Origin of the sequence: Paramixta manurensis (assembly GCF_013285385.1) — a bacterium.
Taxonomy (GTDB): Bacteria; Pseudomonadota; Gammaproteobacteria; order Enterobacterales; family Enterobacteriaceae; genus Paramixta; species Paramixta manurensis.
The window spans coordinates 1,446,662-1,462,470 of sequence record NZ_CP054212.1 but is presented as its reverse complement, the minus strand read 5'-3'; the positions used below and the strand labels follow the sequence as shown (position 1 = coordinate 1,462,470).

The 15,809-nt window shown below is 51.9% G+C and carries 18 protein-coding genes and 1 pseudogene; 14 read left to right on the top strand and 5 right to left on the bottom strand.

Annotation, left to right across the window (positions count from 1 at the left end; all coding sequences use genetic code 11):
• Positions 1–294: 294 nt before the first annotated feature.
• From lptE to lipA, 12 genes and pseudogenes are all read left to right on the top strand, one after another.
• Positions 295–675: pseudogene (lptE, locus tag PMPD1_RS07130) on the top strand (LPS assembly lipoprotein LptE); the annotation flags it as partial.
• Entirely contained in the window at positions 672–1,703 is a 1,032-nt protein-coding gene (gene holA, locus PMPD1_RS07125; RefSeq protein WP_173633383.1) for a DNA polymerase III subunit delta, read from the top strand. The pseudogene lptE and the gene holA, both read left to right, overlap by 4 nt.
• A complete protein-coding gene (nadD, locus tag PMPD1_RS07120; RefSeq protein ID WP_173633382.1) occupies positions 1,696–2,349 on the top strand; it encodes a nicotinate-nucleotide adenylyltransferase in 654 nt (217 codons plus the stop codon). Before holA ends, nadD begins: the two co-directional genes overlap by 8 nt.
• Positions 2,350–2,456: 107 nt before the next feature.
• Positions 2,457–2,774 (top strand): ribosome silencing factor, encoded by a 318-nt coding sequence (gene rsfS, locus PMPD1_RS07115; RefSeq protein WP_173633381.1) that lies wholly within the window; start codon positions 2,457–2,459, stop codon positions 2,772–2,774.
• A gap of 3 nt (positions 2,775–2,777) precedes the next feature.
• On the top strand, positions 2,778–3,248 hold the full coding sequence (gene rlmH, locus PMPD1_RS07110; protein WP_173633380.1) for a 23S rRNA (pseudouridine(1915)-N(3))-methyltransferase RlmH: 471 nt from the start codon (positions 2,778–2,780) through the stop codon (positions 3,246–3,248).
• A 31-nt stretch (positions 3,249–3,279) separates the two neighbouring features.
• Positions 3,280–5,184 (top strand): peptidoglycan DD-transpeptidase MrdA, encoded by a 1,905-nt coding sequence (gene mrdA, locus PMPD1_RS07105; RefSeq protein ID WP_173633379.1) that lies wholly within the window; start codon positions 3,280–3,282, stop codon positions 5,182–5,184.
• Positions 5,185–5,192: 8 nt separating this feature from the next.
• The gene (mrdB, locus tag PMPD1_RS07100; protein WP_173636142.1) at positions 5,193–6,305 is read left to right on the top strand and encodes a peptidoglycan glycosyltransferase MrdB; all 1,113 of its coding nucleotides are present in this window, start codon (positions 5,193–5,195) and stop codon (positions 6,303–6,305) included.
• 9 nt (positions 6,306–6,314) lie between these two features.
• Positions 6,315–7,409, top strand: a complete 1,095-nt coding sequence (gene rlpA / locus PMPD1_RS07095) for an endolytic peptidoglycan transglycosylase RlpA (RefSeq protein ID WP_173633378.1) — start codon at positions 6,315–6,317, stop codon at positions 7,407–7,409.
• 143 nt (positions 7,410–7,552) lie between these two features.
• Positions 7,553–8,764, top strand: a complete 1,212-nt coding sequence (gene dacA, locus PMPD1_RS07090; RefSeq protein ID WP_173633377.1) for a D-alanyl-D-alanine carboxypeptidase DacA — start codon at positions 7,553–7,555, stop codon at positions 8,762–8,764.
• A gap of 131 nt (positions 8,765–8,895) precedes the next feature.
• On the top strand, positions 8,896–9,159 hold the full coding sequence (ybeD, locus tag PMPD1_RS07085; protein ID WP_173633376.1) for a DUF493 family protein YbeD: 264 nt from the start codon (positions 8,896–8,898) through the stop codon (positions 9,157–9,159).
• 84 nt (positions 9,160–9,243) lie between these two features.
• Positions 9,244–9,903 (top strand): lipoyl(octanoyl) transferase LipB, encoded by a 660-nt coding sequence (lipB, locus tag PMPD1_RS07080; protein WP_173633375.1) that lies wholly within the window; start codon positions 9,244–9,246, stop codon positions 9,901–9,903.
• A gap of 174 nt (positions 9,904–10,077) precedes the next feature.
• Positions 10,078–11,043, top strand: a complete 966-nt coding sequence (lipA, locus tag PMPD1_RS07075; protein WP_173633374.1) for a lipoyl synthase — start codon at positions 10,078–10,080, stop codon at positions 11,041–11,043.
• 83 nt (positions 11,044–11,126) lie between these two features.
• Here the strand turns inward: lipA and tatE are convergent, their stop codons facing one another.
• The 5 genes from tatE to PMPD1_RS22910 form a co-directional block, all read right to left on the bottom strand.
• Positions 11,127–11,330: a twin-arginine translocase subunit TatE gene (gene tatE / locus PMPD1_RS07070; protein WP_173633373.1), complete on the bottom strand. Its 204-nt coding sequence runs from the start codon at positions 11,328–11,330 to the stop codon at positions 11,127–11,129.
• 199 nt (positions 11,331–11,529) lie between these two features.
• Positions 11,530–11,964 (bottom strand): GNAT family N-acetyltransferase, encoded by a 435-nt coding sequence (locus PMPD1_RS07065; RefSeq protein WP_173633372.1) that lies wholly within the window; start codon positions 11,962–11,964, stop codon positions 11,530–11,532.
• Between the two features lie 371 nt (positions 11,965–12,335).
• Positions 12,336–12,545 carry a transcription antiterminator/RNA stability regulator CspE gene (gene cspE, locus PMPD1_RS07060; protein ID WP_173633371.1) on the bottom strand — a complete coding sequence of 70 codons (210 nt, stop codon included), beginning with the start codon at positions 12,543–12,545 and terminating at the stop codon, positions 12,336–12,338.
• A 150-nt stretch (positions 12,546–12,695) separates the two neighbouring features.
• Positions 12,696–13,211 (bottom strand): lipid IV(A) palmitoyltransferase PagP, encoded by a 516-nt coding sequence (pagP, locus tag PMPD1_RS07055; protein ID WP_173633370.1) that lies wholly within the window; start codon positions 13,209–13,211, stop codon positions 12,696–12,698.
• 595 nt (positions 13,212–13,806) lie between these two features.
• Positions 13,807–13,890 (bottom strand): small membrane protein YohP, encoded by an 84-nt coding sequence (locus PMPD1_RS22910; RefSeq protein ID WP_442976089.1) that lies wholly within the window; start codon positions 13,888–13,890, stop codon positions 13,807–13,809.
• Positions 13,891–14,093: 203 nt separating this feature from the next.
• Here PMPD1_RS22910 and PMPD1_RS07050 point away from each other — a divergent pair, with 203 nt between their 5' ends.
• Both PMPD1_RS07050 and PMPD1_RS07045 read left to right on the top strand, forming a co-directional pair.
• Positions 14,094–14,339 (top strand): hypothetical protein, encoded by a 246-nt coding sequence (locus PMPD1_RS07050; protein WP_173633369.1) that lies wholly within the window; start codon positions 14,094–14,096, stop codon positions 14,337–14,339.
• 203 nt (positions 14,340–14,542) lie between these two features.
• Positions 14,543–15,682: an iron-containing alcohol dehydrogenase gene (locus PMPD1_RS07045; RefSeq protein WP_354292812.1), complete on the top strand. Its 1,140-nt coding sequence runs from the start codon at positions 14,543–14,545 to the stop codon at positions 15,680–15,682.
• Positions 15,683–15,809 lie beyond the last annotated feature (127 nt).

Below are 15,809 nucleotides of genomic sequence, written 5' to 3'. Positions count from 1 at the left end.
GCGAGCGATGCCAGCGCCACGGCTACCAATAGCAGTACGGGTACCGGCGGCGCATCCAACACGGGTAGCGATACGGTCACCGGCGGTACCATCAGTACCACCACCAATACGACGACTGACGGCATCACCGGGAACCCAACCACCGGGAGCAGTGCTAATACCGGAACCATCGCTACGGATAACAATACTACTAACACCGGTACGGTTATCAGCGCGGATAGCGGTACCGCCTATGGCGCAGCAGCCAGTGCGAAGAATGGCAGCAGCAATGACACTGCCGGGCAAGTTGCCACCGTTCCAACGTTGCGCATTCTTGGTTCCAGCCAAGGGCGCGATACCGCTTCGGTGTTCCAGAATGGCGTAACCGCTGAATACTCATTGGTGATGACCATTCGCGCGCAGGTATTGATCCCGAATAAAGGCATCTACCCAATCAGTACCACGGTGTATCGCTCCTTCTTTGATAACCCGCTGGCGGCGCTGGCGAAGGACTCCGAGCAGGATATGATTATTCAGGAAATGCGTGAACGCGCGTCCGAGCAGCTTATTCGTAAATTGTTGACGGTTCATGCAGCGCAGGAAAACAACAAAGATACGTTGCCCGAACCTGAGGTCATCGCACCGGGTGAAGACTCGCCGGAGGTCTCAAGTTCATCAGCGTCTAGCCTGCAATGATCAGGATTTATCCTGAGCAACTTAACGCGCAGCTTCGTGAGGGGCTGCGCGCTTGTTATCTGTTACTTGGCAACGACCCGTTGCTGTTACAAGAAAGCCAGGATGCGGTAAAGCTGGCGGCACAACAACAAGGTTTCAGCGAACACTTTAGCGTAGCGCTGGATGCCAACACCGATTGGGACGCCATTTTCAACACCTGTCAGGCGCTCAGCCTGTTCGCCAGCCGCCAAACACTGTTGCTGACTCTGCCGGATGCGGGCCCAAATAGCGCAATAGGCGAGCAGTTACTCAAACTCTCCACTCTGCTGCATCATGATATTTTGCTGATATTGCGCGGCGCGAAGTTAACCAAAGCGCAAGAAAACAGCGCCTGGTTTAAAGCGCTGAGCGCCCACGGTGTCATGGTCCCTTGCATGACGCCGGAGCAAGGCCAGTTGCCGCGTTGGGTCGCCGCCCGCGCGAAAACGCTGCATTTAGCGCTCGACGATGCGGCGAACCAACTGCTGTGTTATTGCTATGAGGGGAATCTATTAGCCTTATCGCAGGCGCTGGAGCGGCTATCGTTACTGTGGCCAGACGGAAAGCTCACGTTACCGCGTGTTGAACAAGCGGTTAACGATGCCGCTCATTTTACGCCCTTCCATTGGGTTGACGCGCTGTTAGCCGGAAAAAGTAAACGGGCGCTGCATATTTTACGCCAGTTGGCGGCAGAAGATAGCGAGCCGATTATCCTGATCCGTACGCTACAGCGTGACCTGCTACTGCTGCTGACGTTACAACGCCATATGGCTAATACGCCATTACGCACACTATTCGATCAACATCGGGTCTGGCAAAACCGTCGCCCACTGTTTAGCGAGGCGCTAACGCGTATAAACCGTCAGCGCATGCAGCAGGCAATACAACAACTTATTCAGTTGGAAATCACCATCAAGCAGGATTACGGACAAACCTTGTGGCCGCAGTTGGAAGCCCTGTCGTTATTATTATGTAATAGCGCATTCCCAACGAGTTTTTGCGATGTCTGATACCTCCCCCTTACATGCCTTATTAGGCGGCACTTTTGATCCGATCCATTTTGGTCATCTGCGCCCGGTTGAAGCGTTAGCCTCACAAGTTGGCCTACAGCAGGTCACTTTACTGCCCAACAACGTGCCGCCGCATCGTCCACAGCCGGAAGCGTCGCCCGCCCAACGGGTGGAAATGGTGAAGCTCGCGGTAACCGGCCAGCCGCTGTTTAATCTTGACCAGCGGGAACTACAGCGTCAAACGCCCTCTTACACCATTGAAACCCTCGAAGATTTGCGTGAAGAGCGTGGTGAACAGCAGCCGTTGGCGTTTATTATCGGGCAGGATTCATTACTGTCGCTTCATAAATGGCATCGTTGGCAGGCGTTACTGGATGTTTGCCATTTGCTGGTTTGCAAGCGCCCTGGATATTCTGCCCAGATGGAAACCGCCGCCCTGCAACGCTGGCTGGATACCCATCTCGCCGCGGATATTTCTTCCCTTCACCGCCAGCCCGCCGGTCTGATTTGGCTGGCCGACACGCCACAGGTAGAGGTGTCCGCCACTGAAATCCGTCGGCGTCTCCACTTAGGTCTTTCTTGCGAGGATTTACTGCCTGCCGCAGTAATCGCCTATATTAACCAGCACGGTTTATATCGCGGCTAACATCGCCGTGCTATACTTCGCCGCTTATTTTTACGCGCCCCGTCTTGCTACAGCCAGAATGCCGGGCCGTCAAAAACGTACACGCTCAATACCCAAGGGGGAACCTTTTGCAAGGCAAAGCACTCCAAGATTTCGTTATTGATAAGATTGATGATCTCAAAGGCCAGGATATCGTCTCGCTCAACGTGCAAGGCAAATCCAGCATTACGGATTGCATGATTATTTGCACCGGCACGTCAACACGTCATGTGATGTCCATTGCCGACCATGTTGTCCAGGAATCACGCGCCGCCGGGTTAATCCCATTGGGTATCGAAGGCAAGAACGCCGCTGACTGGATTGTGGTCGATCTTGGCGACGTTATCGTACATGTGATGCAGGAAGAGAGCCGCCATCTGTATGAACTGGAAAAACTCTGGGGTTAATGCGTGAAGTTGCAGCTTGTTGCCGTCGGCACCAAAATGCCCGATTGGGTACAAACCGGCTTTGATGAGTATCTACGGCGTTTTCCCAAAGATATGCCGCTAGAGCTGGTCGAAGTCGCCGCCGGTAAACGCGGCAAAAATGCCGATATTAAACGCATTCTGGAAAAGGAAGGCGAAGCGATGTTGGCCGCCGTCGGCAAAGGCAACCGTATTGTCACGCTGGATATCCCAGGCCAGCCGTGGGAAACCCCGCAGTTGGCAAACCAGCTTGAACGCTGGAAGCAAGATGGACGCGACGTTAGCCTGTTGATTGGCGGCCCGGAAGGGCTTGCCCCAGCCTGCAAAGCTGCCGCAGAGCAAAGCTGGTCGCTTTCTGCACTTACGCTACCTCATCCGCTGGTGCGCGTGGTGGTTGCCGAGAGCCTGTACCGGGCATGGAGCATTACTGCGAATCATCCTTATCACCGTGAATAATCGCTAAGGCAACCGGATATCAAAACAGCGGATGAAATTACAACGCAACTCTTTCCGTGACTATACTGCCGAACAGTCGTTATTCGTACGGCGGGCGCTGATTGCGTTTTTCGGCATACTGGGTCTCTCAAGCGTACTGGTGGTTAACCTTTACCATCTGCAAATTTTACGCTTTGAAGATTACAGCACTCGCTCCAATCAAAACCGGATTAAACTGGTGCCCGTTGCGCCCAGTCGCGGCATTATCTACGATCGCAACGGCACGCCGCTGGCGCTGAACCGTACCATTTATCAGGCAGAGTTAGTGCCGGAGAAGGTTGATAATCTGCAACAAACCCTGCAAGCGTTGCGTCCGGTGCTGGAGTTGACCGATGACGATATCAGCAACTTTGAAAAAGAGCGCAAGCGCTCGCGTCGCTTTACCTCGATCCCGCTAAAGGTTGGCCTCAATGAAGTGCAAGTCGCCCGCTTTGCAGTAAACCAATATCGTTTTAGCGGCGTAGAAGTAAAAGGCTATCAACGCCGTTATTATCCCTTTGCACAAACGCTGACCCACGTCGTCGGCTACGTCTCGAAAATTAACGATCGCGATGTTGCGCGCCTCGATAAAGACGGCAAGTTGCCCGACTATGCCGCCACGCATGACATCGGTAAGCTCGGTATTGAAAACTACTACGAAGAATTACTGCACGGTAAGCCCGGTTATGAAGAAGTGGAAGTTAATAACCGTGGGCGCGTCATTCGTCAGTTACATGAACAATCTCCGCAGGCCGGGCGCGATATTTATCTCACTATTGACCTGAAACTACAGCAATACATTGAAACCTTGCTGGCCGGAAGTCGTGCTGCGGTAGTGGTGAGCGATCCGCGCACCGGCGAAATTTTGGCGTTGGTGTCAACGCCGAGTTATGACCCAAATCTGTTTGTCGACGGTATCTCAAGCAAAGATTATAAATCTCTGCTGGATGATGAGAACCGTCCACTGTATAACCGCGCCATCCAGGCGGCTTACCCGCCCGCTTCAACGGTTAAGCCTTATGTGGCGGTTTCTGCGCTCAGCGCTGGTGTGATTAACCGTAATAGCAGCCTGTTCGATCCCGGATGGTGGCAGTTACCGGGTTCAGAGAAACGGTATCGCGACTGGAAAAAATGGGGGCACGGGCGGCTCAATGTTACCCGTGCGCTGGAAGAGTCTGCCGATACGTTTTTCTATCAGGTCGCGTATGACATGGGGATTGATCGCCTTTCCGAATGGATGAGTCGCTTTGGTTACGGGCAACGTACCGGCATTGATCTGCCACAGGAAAATCCCGGCAATATGCCAACGCGTGACTGGAAAATGAAACGCTTTAAGAAGCCCTGGTATCAGGGAGACACGATCCCGGTCGGTATTGGGCAAGGTTACTGGACCGCAACGCCGTTACAAATGAATAAGGCGCTGATGACGTTGATTAATGACGGCATGATCAAAGTGCCGCATTTGCTGCGCGCGACCCGTGAAAGCGCCCAGTGGGTGCCGTGGCGCCAGCCGGTGGAAACGCCGGTCGGCGATGTGCATTCCGGCTTTTGGGAAATCGCTAAAGATGGAATGTACGGCGTCGCTAATCGTCCAAATGGTACCGCCCACAAAAGCTTTGCCGATGCGCCGTATAAAATTGCCGCCAAATCCGGTACCGCGCAAGTATTTGGCCTGAAAGAGAACGAAACCTATAACGCGCATAAAATTGCCGAACGTTTGCGCGATCATAAATTGATGACCGCTTTTGCGCCTTATGATAAGCCACGCGTGGCGGTCACCATGATCCTCGAAAACGGCGGCGCCGGCCCGGCGGTGGGCACGGTAATGCGTCAAATTCTCGACCATATTATGTTGGGTGATAATAATACGGTATTGCCGGATGCGGCACCCACTCCGCCCGGTTATGAAGGTGAATAAACATGTCCATGAGCGATAGTCCGCAGAAAAAATCGATCTGGACCAAAATCCATATCGACCCGGTTTTTTTGATCATCATTACTGGTTTGCTGATTTATAGCGCCTTTGTAATCTGGAGCGCTAGCGGTCAAGATCCGGGCATGATGGAGCGCAAAGTCGGCCAGATCATTATGGGGCTGATTATGATGTTCGCGCTGGCGCAGGTGCCACCGCGCGTCTATGAAAGCTGGGCGCCGTATCTGTATATTATTTGCGTAATATTATTGGTGGCGGTAGATGCCTTCGGGCAAATCAGTAAGGGCGCTCAGCGTTGGCTGGATTTAGGCGTTGTGCGCTTCCAGCCGTCGGAAATCGCTAAAATTGCGGTGCCGCTAATGGTCGCACGCTTTATTAACCGCGATATTTGCCCTCCTACGTTAAAAAATACGGGTATTGCGCTGGTGTTAATCTTCCTTCCTACGCTGCTGGTTGCCGCACAACCGGATCTTGGAACCGCCATTTTGATTGCGGCCTCCGGGTTATTTGTGCTGTTTCTATCGGGCATGAGCTGGAAGCTGATTGGCGTGGCGGTGCTACTGATCGCCGCCTTTATCCCGGTATTGTGGTTCTTTCTGATGCATGACTATCAACGCGATCGTGTCATGATGCTACTCGACCCTGAGAGCGATCCGCTCGGCGCGGGCTACCATATTATTCAATCGAAAATCGCCATCGGTTCCGGCGGCCTCCGTGGCAAAGGTTGGCTGCACGGGACACAATCGCAACTTGAATTTTTGCCGGAACGCCATACCGATTTTATTTTTGCCGTACTAGCGGAAGAGCTGGGCTTAGTGGGCGTGTTAATTCTATTGGCGCTCTATTTGCTGCTCATTATGCGTGGGTTAATGATTGCCGCGCGCGCGCAAACCACCTTCGGGCGCGTGATGGCCGGTGGCCTGATGCTGATTTTGTTCGTTTATGTTTTTGTTAACATCGGCATGGTTAGTGGTATCTTACCGGTTGTTGGCGTACCGTTGCCGCTGGTGAGCTATGGCGGTTCTGCGTTAATCGTACTTATGGCTGGATTCGGCATCGTGATGTCAATCCATACTCACCGGAAAATGTTGTCGAAAAGCGTTTAAGAGGCTCAAATGCGTAAGGATTGGCTTTGGATTAGCGTAGCATCGCTGTTACTCGCCGCCTGCTCCACTACGGAACAGCAGGCGCCCGCACCGCGACAACCGGCCTGGAACGGGCCGACGGTTGAAATTGGCGGTGCTGAACCGCGCTATGAACCCATCAACCCGGGCACCAGCCAGGATTATAAAGTCAACGGCAAGACTTACCATATCGTGAAGGATCCCTCGAACTATAGCGAAACCGGCCTCGCAACCTGGTATGGCGAAGAGGCGGGTAACCGCACCGCCACCGGCGAAGCTTACGATCCGGACGCACTGACCGCGGCACATCCTACTTTGCCGCTACCGGGCTATGTGCGTGTGACGAACTTGGCGAATGGACGTCAATTGGTAGTACGAATTAACGATCGCGGCCCTTATACACCGGGACGCATTATTGACCTGTCGCGGGCGGCGGGCGATCGCCTTAACATCTCCAATAACACGCGTGTGCGTGTGGACTATATTAGTGTCGCGCCCGATGGTTCGCTTTCCGGCCCCGGCACGGTTGGCACCACGGTGGCGAAACAGAGCTATGCTCTACCCGCGCGCCCTGATATTGCCGGAGGTATGACGGTGATGGGCGCATCGGCAGCCAGCGCCGCGCCAGCACAACCGGCAGACGCAGCGCAAGATAATAGCCGTCCGGTTGATAACAGCACCCTGAATAGCGATGACGCCACCGGCGCGCCGGTCCGTAGCAGTGGTTTTCTCGGTGCGGCTACCCCACTACCTCCCGGCGTACTGGAAGGCAGTGAATCGGCACCACCTTCGCCACAGCCAGTGAGCGCCAGCACGCCCGCCGCTTCGGCCGCATCATCAGGCACCGTACAAGGCGGCTACGTGGTTCAGGTCGGCGCGTTAAGCGATAGCGCACGCGCCAACCAGTGGGTGGCATCGCTGAAACAGCGCTTCGCAGTACCCGGCTCCGTTTCCGCTAACGGCAACATTTACCGGGTCCAGTTGGGGCCATTTAGCAGCCGTCAGCAGGCCACCGCACTGCAACAACGCCTGGCCCATGAAGCGCAACAGCAGTCATTTGTTACTGCCTCGCACGCCGGGATGTAACTTGAGGCCTGCCGGGTCTGGCAGGCTTAAAATGTAACGTCTGTTAACAACAGATGCGGAAAGTCGAGTGCCTGGAAAATCAGCATTTGCTATAGTAAGGCACTTTTTTTTAACTTAACTCCATGGATGTTGCCGTCCCTAACATGAACACGCTGAAACCCTCTCGTTTGCTAAAACGCCTGACTGTGGGCTCTTTGATTGCCATCAGCCTCAGTCACTTCGCGCTTGCCGATGACATCAACCTGAAAACCATGATCCCTGGCGTTCCGGATATTGATGCAGAAGCTTACATTCTGATCGACTATAACTCCGGGAAAGTCCTGGCTGAGAAAAATGCCGACGCACGCCGCGATCCTGCCAGCCTGACCAAAATGATGACCAGCTACGTCATTGGGCAGGCGGTGAAAGCCGGTAAGATCCATCAGGATGATATGGTGACCGTCGGGCAAGATGCCTGGGCAACGGGTAACCCGGTGTTTAAGGGCTCTTCACTGATGTTCCTGAAACCGGGCGATCGCGTGCCGGTTTCACAGCTTACGCGCGGTATCGTGCTGCAATCCGGTAATGATGCCTGCGTTGCAATGGCGGACTATGTTGCGGGCAGCCAGGATGCGTTTGTCGGCCTGATGAATAACTACGTCAAAGCGCTCGGCCTACAAAACACTCATTTCCAGACGGTTCATGGCCTCGATGCCGAAGGTCAGTACAGCTCGGCGCGTGATATGGCATTAATTGGCCAGGCGCTGATCCGCGACGTACCGGATGAGTACTCGGTTTATAAAGAGAAAGAGTTTACCTTTAACAACATTCGTCAAATGAACCGCAACGGTCTGTTGTGGGACACCAGCCTGAATGTCGATGGCATCAAAACCGGTCACACTAACGCTGCGGGCTATAATCTGGTGGCATCTGCGACGGAAGGCCAGATGCGCCTCATTTCAGCGGTGATGGGCGGTCATACCTATAAGGGCCGTGAGACAGAAAGTAAAAAACTACTGACGTGGGGCTTCCGTTTCTTTGAAACCGTTGCGCCGTTGAAAGCCGGTAAAGAGTTTGCCTCCGAACCGGTCTGGTTCGGTAATAGCGATCGTGTTCAGTTAGGCGTGGACAAAGACGTCTATTTGACCATTCCGCGTGGCCGGATGAAAGATCTGAAAGCCAGCTATGTGCTGAACAATACCGAACTGCACGCACCGTTACAGAAAAACCAGGTAGTGGGTAATATCAATTTCCAGTTAGACGGTAAAAACATTGAGCAACGTCCGCTGGTGGTACTGAACGAAGTACCGGAAGGCGGTTTCTTTAGCCGTATCGTGGATTACATCAAACTGATGTTCCATCACTGGTTTGGCTAAGGCTAACACGGTGCGGCTTCCGCCCGCGCCGTAGGGGTTGAAATTCCCGTTTTTCGCCCCTATATAATATTTATCTGTAAACTCCCGCCCCCACACCTGGCGGGAGTCTTTTTTTTCGCACCGGAGTCATTATGAAAACCAAATTGAATGAACTGCTCGAATTTCCCTGCCCATTTACCTATAAAGTAATGGGACTGGCGCAGCCGGAGCTGGTTGATCATGTGGTTGAAGTGGTGCAGCGCCACGCGCCGGGCGACTACTCGCCAGATGTCAAACCGAGCAGCAAAGGTAATTATCATTCAGTCTCAATCACCATCACCGCCACCCATATTGAACAGGTTGAGAGGCTGTACGAAGAACTCGGCCAGATTGAGATTGTACGGATGGTGCTGTAACCATCAATATCGGCAAAGCGCGAATGGTTCTCGCGCTTTGCCGCTCGTATACTGATTCCCTCTTTTTCAATCGGACAGCCCGTTTTGTACCAGGACACCATCATTATTCGCCAGTGGGGATTACGCCACTGGGAAGACGTTTCCCGCGCGATGCATCAATTTACCGATTGCCGCAATGCCGATACACCGGATGAATTGTGGCTGGTAGAACATCCGCCAGTTTTCACTCAAGGTCAGGCGGGTAAAGCCGAACACCTACTGATGCCGGGCGATATTCCAGTGGTGCAAAGCGATCGCGGCGGCCAGGTTACCTACCATGGTCCGGGCCAACAGGTAATGTACGTGATGATAGATCTCAAGCGCCGCAAACTTGGCGTGCGGCAACTGGTCACTCATCTCGAACAAACCGTGGTTGCTACGCTGGCGCACTTCGGTGTGAGCGCGCGCGCGCGCGCGGAAGCCCCTGGTGTGTACGTTGCAGAGAAAAAGATTTGTTCGCTTGGCCTACGTATTCGCCAGGGCTGCTCGTTTCATGGTTTGGCGCTCAACATCAATATGGATTTAACGCCGTTCCAGCGTATCAATCCGTGCGGCTATGCCGGCCTCGAAATGACCCAGCTTAGTGATTTACGACCAGGCACCGTTCTGAGCGATGTTTACCCCATATTAATCGATAAATTTATCAGTGGATTAGGCATTACAGCCAGTGAATTACGCCATACCGACTGGCCTGAGCCATTGTGACTGTGCGTGCGACTTTACAATTCTGTAACCCTTTCCGCCGCCAGTGGGCTGATTGTCCGCTGACGAAATGATATAATTTTTGCAAATTTATCAAATAAAGTTGAAAAACCATCACAACGCATTGCGTTGTAGTGTTTTTCCACCAATGCAATCTAACCTGGGATCTGCCAGCTTATGAGTAAACCAATTGTGATGGAACGCGGCGTAAAATATCGCGACGCCGACAAAATGGCCTTAATTCCGGTAAAAACCGTGGCTACCGAGCGGCAAGAGCTGTTGAGAAAACCGGAATGGATGAAAATAAAACTGCCGGCTGATTCCAGCCGTATTCAAGGCATTAAGGCCGCAATGCGGAAAAATGGACTGCATTCCGTTTGTGAAGAAGCATCTTGTCCGAACCTCGCGGAGTGCTTTAACCACGGCACCGCAACCTTTATGATCCTCGGCGCTATCTGTACTCGCCGCTGCCCGTTCTGCGATGTAGCGCATGGTCGTCCGTTAACGCCGGACAGTAACGAACCCGCCAAGCTAGCGCAAACTATCGCTGATATGGGGCTGCGTTATGTGGTGATCACCTCGGTTGACCGCGATGATTTGCGTGACGGTGGCGCTCAGCATTTTGCCGATTGCATTCGCGCTATTCGCGAAAAAAATCCCACCATAAAAATTGAAACGCTGGTACCAGACTTCCGTGGACGCATGGATCGTGCGCTGGAAATTTTGACCGCAACGCCGCCGGATGTGTTCAACCACAATCTTGAGAATGTGCCACGCGTTTATCGCCAGGTTCGCCCGGGCGCTAACTATGAATGGTCGCTGAAATTACTGGAACGTTTTAAAGAAGCCCATCCACACATTCCAACCAAGTCAGGCTTGATGGTGGGGCTTGGCGAAACCAACCAAGAGATTATCGAAGTGATGCGCGATCTGCGTCGCCATGGCGTGACTATGCTGACCCTGGGTCAATATTTGCAGCCAAGCCGCCATCACTTACCGGTACAACGCTATGTCAGTCCAGCCGAGTTCGATGAAATGAAAGAAGAAGCGCTGGCGATGGGCTTTACCCATGCGGCCTGTGGCCCGTTTGTTCGCTCTTCATACCACGCGGATATGCAGGCCAAAGGGCTGGAAGTAAAATAAGTTTCCCGGCAAGCCGCAGGCAAGAAAAAAGAACCGATGGCCGTCAGGCCATCGGTTCTTCTGCTTTATCGGGTAGGTAAAGCTTACTCTTTGTGGGTTACGCGGTCAGCCGCTTCATCTTCGGCGGTCGCTTTCTTCGCGGAGGTATCGTCGTCATTCATGGCCTTTTTAAAGCCCTTAATCGCCGACCCCAAGTCGCCGCCAAGCGAACGTAACTTATTAGTACCAAATAGCAGTACGATCAACGCACCGATAATCAGCAGTTTGGCAATACTGATACCTTCCATAACACCTTCTTATTGAGCTTACTAAAAACCTGTTAGCCTATTAACGCGCAGATCGTTGGTCAATACAACAGCAATCTGTAACAGAGTAAGACCTTTTTATACGATCAATGGCGATGATCAAACAAAATGTCATCGCCTTAGCCTGCGCGTATGACATGTCAGTATCAGCGACACGCTCATGAACGCGGGCAGGCATCAATTAATGGGCGGCGCTGAGTTTTTTAATCAGGTAGCTGGGCGATTCCGTATAGCCTTCCCGGGCATAAAAATGGTTGGCTTTAATGCGCCCTTCATGACAATGCACCTCCATGCGATCGCAGCCACGTTGCTGCGCCATTTCTTCCGCATATTGCAATAATTGCTGACCAACGCCCTTACTACGCTCCCCTTCCGCAATGCAAAAATAACTGATGCGCGCAAAATCACCGGCTAACGCTAACTGCGGGATAAAATGAAGGGAAAGGAAACCCAGCACGTTCTGCCCGTGCTCCGCCACCAGCAACATTTCATCAGGATCGGCCATTAATTGCAGCAGACGCCGCTCCATAAAGCTTTCTGTGCCGCCGTAACCTAATTCGGCCAACAACGCGCTGAGCGCAAAACTGTCTTTTAATTGTGCCTGACGTATATTCATCGCTCCTCCTGGCGTCTGAGCCGGTAAGTCATCGGTTCATCAGCGAACCTCGTTGCTCATTTATATCGTCTTGGCGAGAAAAAAGCTAAGTCAGCGATGGCAGGAGAGTGTTACAAATGCTTTATCTGAATAGAAGGCACAAAATGCGCAATGATTAATGTTCTCTTAAGGTTGCTTTGCGAGACTCGCTGCACGTTTTGACAACGAGCAAACAATGATGAAAAACCTGACTCCCCGCACGCTAACAGAAACGCTGGCCGTCGGTATCAGCCTTTTCGCGGCGATCGCCTTCGCCATGCTTTATCTTTCCCGCTGACAGGGACGAAAAAAAACCCGCCTAATGGCGGGTTTTTAGAATTCTGACTGTTAACTTACAGACTGATAACGTTAGCAGCAGATGGGCCTTTAGCGCCGTCGGTAATTTCAAACTCAACACGCTGACCTTCAGCCAGGGTTTTGAAACCGTTGCTGTTAATAGCGGAGAAGTGTACGAACACATCTTTGCTACCATCTTCAGGAGTAATGAAACCGAATCCTTTGGACTCATTAAACCACTTAACGCTACCTTTAATCTTGGACATCTATATTACCTTTACATGAAAAATGGACACTAAACTGTGTCGAGTGCTAGTACAGCAAGTGCGGAGCCGTTTGTCCAGCCTGTGGTTAAGAAAAAGTGATAAATATCGACATTTTTTCCTCAGGAAACATTTTCACGTGCGACACAGTGATTAAAACTGCCAACGCAGCCATGCAAAATAAACATTTCCATTATTGTAGGTTCCTGGAATGTAAGTCATCTGAAAGGTCGCCGGGCCATAACCGATGGAGGCTAACGGCAACAACACCGGTATGGGAATGTAATGCCAGTTATCACGCGCCGTTACCCCGGCGGTGTAGCCCGCGCCAAAATGAATATTATCGTCACTAAAGGGACGCCAGGTTTTCTCCCAACCATAGCCGCCAATAGGTTCCCATTTATTGAACGAATCTTTAAACGCCATCAGATACAGGCCATTCCAGTTGCCATTCGCATCATAACGAGAAATCCCCCCACCGGCTCCCCACGGACGCTCGTTATAGCGTCTGATATGCTCATCATCGTAGGTCCAGCGGTTATGCCAGGTAATCGCCGGGATATAAAGGTCAACACTGTCTGATGAGGTCCAGGTATCATGGACATTGGTCGAAAAGGTTTGCCACCCTTCTTGTAGCATACCGCCAACACTACTCGCTGACGCTGGCATGGCTGCCGCGCCGCCGATCGCTAATGAAACAACCACAGCATTACATATTTTCACGGGGTTCACGGTCCGCCTCGGTGAATTAATCGATTTTGCTTATTACTGCAAGTACTTACAGTTTTACTACCTGACTCGTTAACGCAAACTCTACCGTTAACCGGATAAATAACGCATAAACAACGAATTTTAAACGACGTTACTGTATCAACTTATTGTCGACCCACTCTATTTATAACCATCTGTTAACCGAGTTTACACCGATATTTTACCGTGCAAACGATCAAGTTTTCTTATGAGTTATCTCATAATTTTTGTTAAGATATTGACTTATGCCGAACGAGAACAGGGACGAGTAAGGTATGGTGTTAAAGGTAAGATGCAATGCTTGTGGTAGCAGGAAATTTATTTATACCTTCCAGCACGACGCTCCCCGGCATCATCATGGAGCCATTTGTGCGGTCTGTCACAAACCACTTACTGTTCAGGATTTATTGCCCGCCACTGAGGTTGATCCCATTGCGAAATGCCTGATAAAACAACAGCAAACCGGCTAGTTACGCCGGATCGTTAATCTATCTGGCGTAACCACCCATGCGGGTTAGAAGATCAATTTAAACACGCCGGTTAAAGTGAGTAGGCCGACAATAAAGATGATTGCGATAATCCAGAGAAATATTTTCATTCCATTTTCCTCGCCCAGTGAGTGATAAAAAACGCCTTATCAGAATGAGTTAAGTATAGGCGAGGTTTTTCATTGCGTCGCTAAATGCTCTGCCCTCCTTGGTTGCCTTCACCGAGGCAAAAATTACCAACTAAACTTAAACAGGGTATTGGCCCGGGGCCTCAGTTGTTATGTTTTTTAACAGCAAGTAACAAGGAGATCTTATGAGCACAATTAATACCAGCATGGGCAGATATTGTTTGAAAGCGAAGGATGCCGGTGACCTGATTAAAGGTTCTATCTCCATCAATGATGAAGGCGGCGCACAGCTCACTTCGCAAGAATTTAGTGAACATTACCTTGATGATGTCGTGAATAACGTCATTTATCCGGTTACTGGCGGTAACCGTGAGATTGCGCGTGCCTTGCGCGAACAAATGGTCAAAGCGGGTTTCGAACAACCTCATTAATTATTTTTCTTTTCGGGTCATCCGGTGATGGCCCGTTTCCCGCCTCCCGCGAGTCATATCCATATCCTGTGTCACTGAATTTCCTCTTTGCGATGAAGATCAAACTCTTGCTGTTGAATTGCCAACCGGGTGCTGACGCAGACACCTTGCTGCCTGTTACACTCGGTTATCCGTCATCAGCCTAAATATCGTCAGGAGAAAAAGTGATTACCAGCCAGATGATTACTAACCGCCAAGCATTTTTTGGTCGCGGTAGCCTGGCAACGCTTTGCCGGTTGCTAGAGGCCGCATCGCTGCCAACGCTACTGTTTTGTGGGCGCTCTTTTATTGACGGCTCACACTATGCAGCAATAAAAGAGCGCCTGGATCCCCATCTGTTGGGCTATGAAATAGTTAGCCATGAAGCCTCTCCGGCTGAAATTGATGCCTGGACCGCCCGCTGGCGCGGTAAGGCGGCGCGTGTGGTAGCCATCGGCGGCGGTAGCGTCCTTGATGCCGCCAAAGCCTTTGCCGCAATGAGCCTGCACCCCTTAAATACCTTACGCTATCTGGAAAAGGTGGGCGATAGCCCGGTCAGTGGCGCGACCTTACCGCTGATCGCCATTCCCACTACCGCTGGCACCGGCAGTGAAGTGACACAAAACGCGGTAGTAACCGATAAACAGACGATAAAGGTCAAAGCTTCACTGCGTCACGAGAACTTCGTCCCTGAAGTCGCTATCCTCGATCCCGATTTGCTGAAAGGCGCGCCAGACCATGTTTTAGCCTGCTGTGCTATTGATGCCTTTACCCACTTATTTGAAGCATGGCTCTCCGCCAAGGGCAATAGCTTTAGCCGCCAAACCGCCCTGAATGGTATGCGTCACTTTATCACCGCCTGGCCGGCGTTAAACCGCAGCGATAAGCAAGGGGACGAGGCGCGCGAAGCAATGATGATGGCCTCCTGGTTTGGCGGCCAAAGCTTGAGCATGGCCGGTCTCGGCGTGATACACGGCATCGCGGGGGAACTGGGCGCGATTAAGGACTTTCACCACGGCGAAGTGTGCGGCCGGTTACTGTTCCCCTTCCTTATGCTACTCAATGAGAGCCCGCATCCTGAACAACAGGCCTTAATGCGTACTCTGGATGAAGCCTTGTTCGCCACCCGCCACGAACACCCGGCTCTTTACCTCGCTGAGTGGCTACAGCAACAGGCTATCACTCCATTTTGGCAACATCCGCCCTCGCTTAGCAACGCCGACATTGATTGGGTTCTGGCCCGCTCAAATAGCAAAAACGCGCTGGTCAACTACGATGCCGAGCAACAACGCTTTATGTTGCGCGCCGCCTGGCCGGTGGAATAACGTCCGCGACGCTTAATGCACAGTGGTAAAAAAAGTGCGTTAAGCGGGAACCCCTTCCGCTTTTTTGCGACATAGCGATGAGAGGTAGATGTGTCAGGTTGGTTTACCGCCGTTCAACACGGCGGTC